Genomic DNA, 6000 nt, shown 5'->3' on the forward strand with positions numbered 1-6000 from the left:
TACATGTTTATGCGGAATAAGCAAATTCAGAAGTGATGTTAAGCGTGTGTTTACACCAAACATGAAATTATAAAACGCAACTAAGTAAGGACAAATTATGAACGCTACTTCTACTGTACTTAAAGAAGGTTCAAAAGGTGCGGAAGTCACCAAGCTACAAGAAAATTTGAAAAAACTCAATTTTTATTCAGGTATTGTTGATGGTATTTTTGGCGCAAAAACTAAAGAAGCTGTCATCAATTTTCAAAAATCCCAACAACTAGTTGCCGACGGTATTGTGGGAGAGAAAACCTGGTCTAAATTAAACGCAATAATCAGCGATCCACGTTTTGATTTTCGGGTTATTAACGTACAAGAATTTATCAAAAGGGCAGGAATTAAAGCTACTAATCCAAAAGCAGTAGCCGCACAATTGTTTAGTGGCTCAGAAGAAAATGACCCTGCTAGCGATGAAGATATTTCATTAACATATACCACAAGAGAAACAGCAATAATTGTATATACTGTAATCGGTTTAGGTGATGATTCAGTAGCTGCGATACGGGATCGCATCGAGTTGAAAAGCAAACAAAATAAATGGGAAATTATTTGGGTAGGTCAGCAATATAAGTGCCAACCAAATCGAGGACATCAGGGCTGGTCTGGTGTTATTTGCTCTTAATCAAGTCTTTAGTCTTCATTAAGCCTGCTTTAATCGTTACTCCAATCGCCACATCATACACTTAGTTTGGAATAACATTTTATTCCGTGATAAGGTGCGTGCGATTTTTTAGTTGCAGCACTTCTGGAATTAGGGGACTTATGCAATGTTCTAACTGCTTCCACTTAGAGACATCGCCAATTCCCTATTCCACACTCATCTCCGCAGCTAGAGCATCATTTATACGTTTCATTTCTGCATCACTCGTTTCTCTCAACTCAAAAGCTTCTTTCACTGCTGCTTGCACGGGAACTGGCAGCGCTTCAAATTTATCGGCATCAAGTATAGTAATGCGGTTGCCTACATAGGGCATAAAATCAACAAACGGCTGCATTCCATATTTGATGAGTAATTTAGAAATTAGGATGATGGGTTGGTTGGGTTTATCATTATCCGAGGCACTGTTAATTTCCCCTGCAAAATATCCGCACAACCAAGCTAAGGTATCGATATCTTTAGCCAATGCTGCAAATGTACCATCTAAAACTTGTTTGTTAAGCTTGACGGGTAAATTGTCAAATATTTGGTCGAGGGCTTTGGGATTGCGCTTTGTGGCATGACGAACTGCTTGCTCGACTAATTTATCGGTTTTGGTTGGTTGGGGTTGACCGAAGCCTTGGGGCATGATGTTGACTTGTTGGGAGCAAGGCAATTTTAGCAGGATGTGAGGATTGGGAGGCAAGTTCAGATGAACTTTAGCAAAATTGTTGGAAGGGATGTGACCAATAAACAAGGAAAAAAATAGACATGTTAATTTATAATTCTAAAAATTGCTGAAAACTTTACCTACATCACATTAGTAAAAAAATCTAAAATAACTTCTAAATTATTATCACTAATGTCTCTACGGGAGCAATGCTCTAACAGTGAGGTGCTTAAAATTAGGGGGCTTTCATCACCTATTTAGGAATGCGATCGCAACGAAAAATTAGTTTTTATTGAGAATATACCTAAATAATTGAGAATTAAAACCCGATCTAACTTTTAGAGCATTGCTCCCTGTCTCTACTATCTTCCCACTGCACTAGCTGCTTTCTCTATCCATAAACCAATATTTTTATAGCCCTCATTTAAAACCCAGTCGTAAGTTGGGTATAAATCAGAAAAATAAGTTTTTTGATTACTAGTTTCAACATAAATGTTATTAAAGGGGTTTTTGCCTTGAATGTCAGTTTTGCCTAACTTATCTTTCAATCCATGAATGTATATGCCAAGAAGCCCTTTTCCACGAGCATAACTTTCCTTAATTTCGTAGTCAACCCATTTTCTTGTAGATGTCTCCGCTCCTATTAATACGACAGTAACAGAGGTATTTGTCAGTCCATCATTAATTAAATTTTTAAGAGCAGTCTCACCTTTAGTTCTTGCTTCTTCCCACAAAGATGCATCGTACCATACTGCTTCTTGTTTTCCAGGTTGAATAACCCAACTATTTCGCACTTGATTAACACGCCAAATATCTCTTTGATAATGAAAGCTAAAAAATGCACGACGCGCCATAAATTATTCACCTCAAGAAAGTTAAGATACATCTTAAGAAAGTTAAGATACATCATGTTACCAAATATAATAACTAAAAATAAATTTTAGGCATAAGTCGCTGAAAAATTGTGAGTAACTCTAGTCCACAGTCACAACCACACAAAGTATCGTTTGAATCTGATGCTGTACAGAACTACTTGAACATTTTGCAAGGAATTATTACACGGATGGCATCTAACAGTTCTAACTGCAAAACTTGGTGTATTTCCTTAGTTTCAGCAATCCTCGTAGTTATTGCAGATAAGAACAAGCCTAATTATGCTTGGATATCTTTAATACCAATAGTCCTTTTTTTTCTACTGGATTCTTATTATCTGGGTCAAGAACGAAGCTTTCGTCAGATTTATAACGATTTCGTAAAAGAGTTACATTCATCTGGTGAAATTACAATTGATAAACTCTTTACTCTAAGACCACCTAAAGGCATAAATGTTGTTAATTTATTATTTGCTTCTAGTTTATCCTTTTCCATTTATCCTTTTTATCTAACATTGATGATCAGTGTAATCATTGCAAGGTATCTTATTCTCTAGTAGATAATTGTAGCTAAAAAACACTACTAGGTTAGTATACTTTACTGGTTTATATCTTGCTAGTAAAAAATTAAACTATATTGTGATTTTTTAATTTATACACAGTAATTAAAAACTTATAAATTTTGAGATTTATCAGAATCTCTATTTTTCTCCTGCCATTCCAACTTGCCATCATGTCGTATCAGATACAATGGCAGTCCCTCAGTAAACCGAACAAGCGCCTCGCCCCAGATAGCAACATCACCCGCCGCATCTTTACTGGTGAGGGACTTTAGCAGCAACAGGGATACCAGAATGTAGTCTCTATTATCTCTACATCCCAACCCCTCGCTCTGTAATAAGGTTGCAAGATGAACAGACAAATCCAAATGCTCACCCTCTTGAAGTATTGCCAACCAGGGGTGAATATGTGCTAACAAGTGAATGCCAATAGTTGTTGTATCAGCTTGCGCCAGGGCAAACTCTGATTCATAGGCTTTAGACTTTAGCAACAGTGGTAAAGCCGTAGCCTGAACCACACAGCAAAAAGACTCACAGGCACTCATCGTACTGGAGGAATCTTCCCACTGTGCCATCAATTTTTCCGCATCTTGTTTAAATACCGAAAAAGGTTCAGAATCCAACAGTGACACAGGTTCATCCCATCGATCAGTCCACAGTACCAGAGGCTTATTAGTATCATCTTTAGATTGTGCAATCATTGATTCCGCAAAACACCAGCCACGGCTCACATAACCATCTCCTTCCTTTCGCAAAATTAGTGTGCTAACACGAGACGACAAAATCATATCACCGATGCCTTGCAATGTTTGAGCAAACTCATCAGCCTCAGAGGGCGTTTTAGGGTCTTGAGGTAAACAAGAGTAGTCATACCAAAATCCGATCAAATCCAGGATACCGCGTCCATCGTCCCCGATTGCTTTTGCATCCGGCACTGACTCAGCCTCACATAGACTCCGAAAAACAAGATGAGCCGCTTGCAAAGTTCCTTGCCGGTTGAGTGAGGGAACACGAGCCAATCTGCTTTGGGCAGCGTCAACTCCAACCCGTTCATCGGAAATCACCTCAGCAATATCTGCCATGCGCTGCACCATTAGCTTCAAAGCAGCGAGTTGCAAACCAGATGAATCGGGATCGTTATGATTTCCCCAACGATGAGAAATAAACACTAAGTGCCAAAGGTTTTCCGCAGGTGTCCAAGTATTCTGGGGTAATGACTGACAACGAGCTAATTTTGGCATTTCTAAGAGGGTTCGCGCACTAATATAACGATATTGCTGAAACACAGACTATCCTTTCTAAAAGAGCTAGCAACAATAAAATGAATTTTTCGCTAGTTTTAACATACTCGACAATCTCGTAATTATAAGCAGCACCAATGACAAATTTAATACTCAATGATTACTGGATTACGGCGATCGCAACACATCTTTAAACTGAACCAACAAATCCTCGCTCACACGGGGAGTTTGCAGTTTGACTAACAGGTTTGGGGATACTGGGGTTTGGGGTTTGTTGAAGCCTTCGGACATAGTACTACGTGGAATATTGTATACAATAATTTTAGAAGATAACTAAGGCTATGGAGTTTTATCAATCCAAGCGTCAATTGTTTTTTTGAGGTCGGATTCAATCATACTAGCCCATTGTTGTTCGTTAATAATTGCTGTAAATACAATTTTTTTACCACGACCAATTTTTTTGATTAGATATCCGCGATATATATTTTTTTTAAGTTTAACCATCTATCTCAACGTAAATATCAATTAAAAATTATTATGGCGATCGTACATATTACTGTTTATATTACCAAAGACAAACTTGATGTAAGAGTTAATAGTGAAAATTCTTTAGCTTTACAGGAAATTGAGATGTCGAGGGTTCCTTGTGTTGGTGAATTTGTGAAATATAGGGGTCATAACTATAAAGTTAATCGGGTAGTTCACAATCTCGATTTCGATAGCCGCAATTCTTTATTCCACAGCAACCCAGAAGCATTTATTGACGTATCGTTATGTGATTAATAAGTTTTTGCTTTCTGTGGGGAGGTTGCAGCTTGGGCAGTAAGTTTAGATTGGGAGTGGGGAATTGGTGGTGCGATCGCAGTTAGTCTTTGTTCTTAGTAGACTAAGCAGGCGTATAATGACTTAAAAATCAGTCCTTTAATAATCTAAATCAGATAAAGGATGAATTGATTCCCAAACTCGCTTGATTACTTTTTTGGTAAAAATAGAAAAATCTTTTTTCATCATCCAATCATAATAACTTGGGTCTTCTCTAAATACTTCTACTAGTGATTTTCCTTGATGTTTGCCAAAATTAAATATCTCCCTTTGTTGCTCATCATAAATAATTTTATTAGTTGGGTCAAGCAAATTAGATGGTGTGAATTTACTCAATATTTCCAAGTCATTTTTCACAGGATAAATTATCTTTCCGTCTTGTTCTTCATACGCTACGTTTTCATAACGCTCAATTTGTGCTTTTAGAACTTCATAGGTAGCGCAAATATCATTTTCTGCATCATGAGCGCCGACTAAATCTTTACCACAATAAAATTTATAAGCAGCTTTCAATGTACGAGGTTCCATCTTGAAAAAGATAGATTGCACATCAATTGTATGTCTCCCTTCTAAATTAAAATCAATTTCACAACGAGAAAATTCTGTCATTAATAATGGTAAATCAAATTTATTAGAGTTATAACCAGCAAGGTCACTATCACCAATAAAATCTAATAAACCTTGAGCTATTTTTTGAAAAGTAGGCTCGTTGACTACATCTTCATCATGAATACCATGAACATTTGATGCTTCAACTGGGATAGGGATAGTTGGATTAATTAATCTTTTTTTTATAACCTCGCTGTCGTCAGGAAAAACTTTTAAAACTGCTATTTGAACAATTCTGTCTTTGCTAACATCTGTCCCAGGGTTAGCGCATCTCAAACCCTATTGACAAAAAGACTTTTTCAATAAGCTAGGACTTACGCATTGACAGAAAAATCAAAATAAGGGTACAGGTTTTCAGGCTTCAAGCTTGATTTTTCTGTTCCGCACTATGCGATCGCAATCAAGAAAGGGTAATGTAGAAAAGGCTGAAACAACGTATTTACGTTAATACATAACATAGCCCTTTTGTACAGTGCGTAAGTCCTATAAGCAATCTTTGTTGAAATAAAATGGCACTATCCAAGGTAAAGTAAAATTTAATCCATGTAGT

The 6000-nt window shown here is 37.0% G+C and carries 8 protein-coding genes; 2 read left to right on the forward strand and 6 right to left on the reverse strand.

The window, feature by feature from the left end; all coding sequences use genetic code 11:
* The first annotated feature begins 97 nt into the window (after positions 1-97).
* Positions 98-661, forward strand: coding sequence for a peptidoglycan-binding domain-containing protein (locus tag CK510_RS05350; protein ID WP_095720702.1), 564 nt, complete (start codon positions 98-100; stop codon positions 659-661).
* A 184-nt stretch (positions 662-845) separates the two neighbouring features.
* Here the strand turns inward: CK510_RS05350 and CK510_RS05355 are convergent, their stop codons facing one another.
* The 5 genes from CK510_RS05355 to CK510_RS32295 all read right to left on the reverse strand — a co-directional run bounded on the left by CK510_RS05355 (position 846) and on the right by CK510_RS32295 (position 4523).
* Entirely contained in the window at positions 846-1352 is a 507-nt protein-coding gene (locus CK510_RS05355) for a hypothetical protein (protein WP_211293096.1), read from the reverse strand.
* Between the two features lie 356 nt (positions 1353-1708).
* On the reverse strand, positions 1709-2200 hold the full coding sequence (locus CK510_RS05360; RefSeq protein WP_095720703.1) for a TIR domain-containing protein: 492 nt from the start codon (positions 2198-2200) through the stop codon (positions 1709-1711).
* Between the two features lie 691 nt (positions 2201-2891).
* Positions 2892-4064 carry a hypothetical protein gene (locus tag CK510_RS05370; RefSeq protein WP_095720704.1) on the reverse strand — a complete coding sequence of 391 codons (1173 nt, stop codon included), beginning with the start codon at positions 4062-4064 and terminating at the stop codon, positions 2892-2894.
* Between the two features lie 123 nt (positions 4065-4187).
* Positions 4188-4310 carry a hypothetical protein gene (locus CK510_RS33880; protein ID WP_281256985.1) on the reverse strand — a complete coding sequence of 41 codons (123 nt, stop codon included), beginning with the start codon at positions 4308-4310 and terminating at the stop codon, positions 4188-4190.
* 48 nt (positions 4311-4358) lie between these two features.
* Positions 4359-4523, reverse strand: coding sequence for a hypothetical protein (locus CK510_RS32295; protein WP_169927000.1), 165 nt, complete (start codon positions 4521-4523; stop codon positions 4359-4361).
* A gap of 33 nt (positions 4524-4556) precedes the next feature.
* On the opposite strand from CK510_RS32295, the gene CK510_RS05375 reads away from it, so the two are divergent.
* Entirely contained in the window at positions 4557-4802 is a 246-nt protein-coding gene (locus CK510_RS05375) for a hypothetical protein (RefSeq protein ID WP_095720705.1), read from the forward strand.
* 138 nt (positions 4803-4940) lie between these two features.
* On the opposite strand, the gene CK510_RS05380 is transcribed toward CK510_RS05375, so the two are convergent.
* Positions 4941-5726 (reverse strand): 3'-5' exonuclease, encoded by a 786-nt coding sequence (locus tag CK510_RS05380; protein WP_095720706.1) that lies wholly within the window; start codon positions 5724-5726, stop codon positions 4941-4943.
* Positions 5727-6000 lie beyond the last annotated feature (274 nt).

Source organism: Brunnivagina elsteri CCALA 953, from assembly GCF_002289455.1.
GTDB lineage: Bacteria > Cyanobacteriota > Cyanobacteriia > Cyanobacteriales > Nostocaceae > Brunnivagina > Brunnivagina elsteri.

Excerpts from the sequence above, each read along its gene's own strand:
- CK510_RS05350 (WP_095720702.1), top strand. The coding sequence starts at position 98 with ATGAACGCTACTTCTACTGTACTTAAAGAAGGTTCAAAAGGTGCGGAA.
- CK510_RS05360 (WP_095720703.1), bottom strand. The coding sequence starts at position 2,200 with ATGGCGCGTCGTGCATTTTTTAGCTTTCATTATCAAAGAGATATTTGG.
- CK510_RS33880 (WP_281256985.1), bottom strand. The coding sequence starts at position 4,310 with ATGTCCGAAGGCTTCAACAAACCCCAAACCCCAGTATCCCCAAACCTG.
- CK510_RS32295 (WP_169927000.1), bottom strand. The coding sequence starts at position 4,523 with ATGGTTAAACTTAAAAAAAATATATATCGCGGATATCTAATCAAAAAA.
- CK510_RS05375 (WP_095720705.1), top strand. The coding sequence starts at position 4,557 with ATGGCGATCGTACATATTACTGTTTATATTACCAAAGACAAACTTGAT.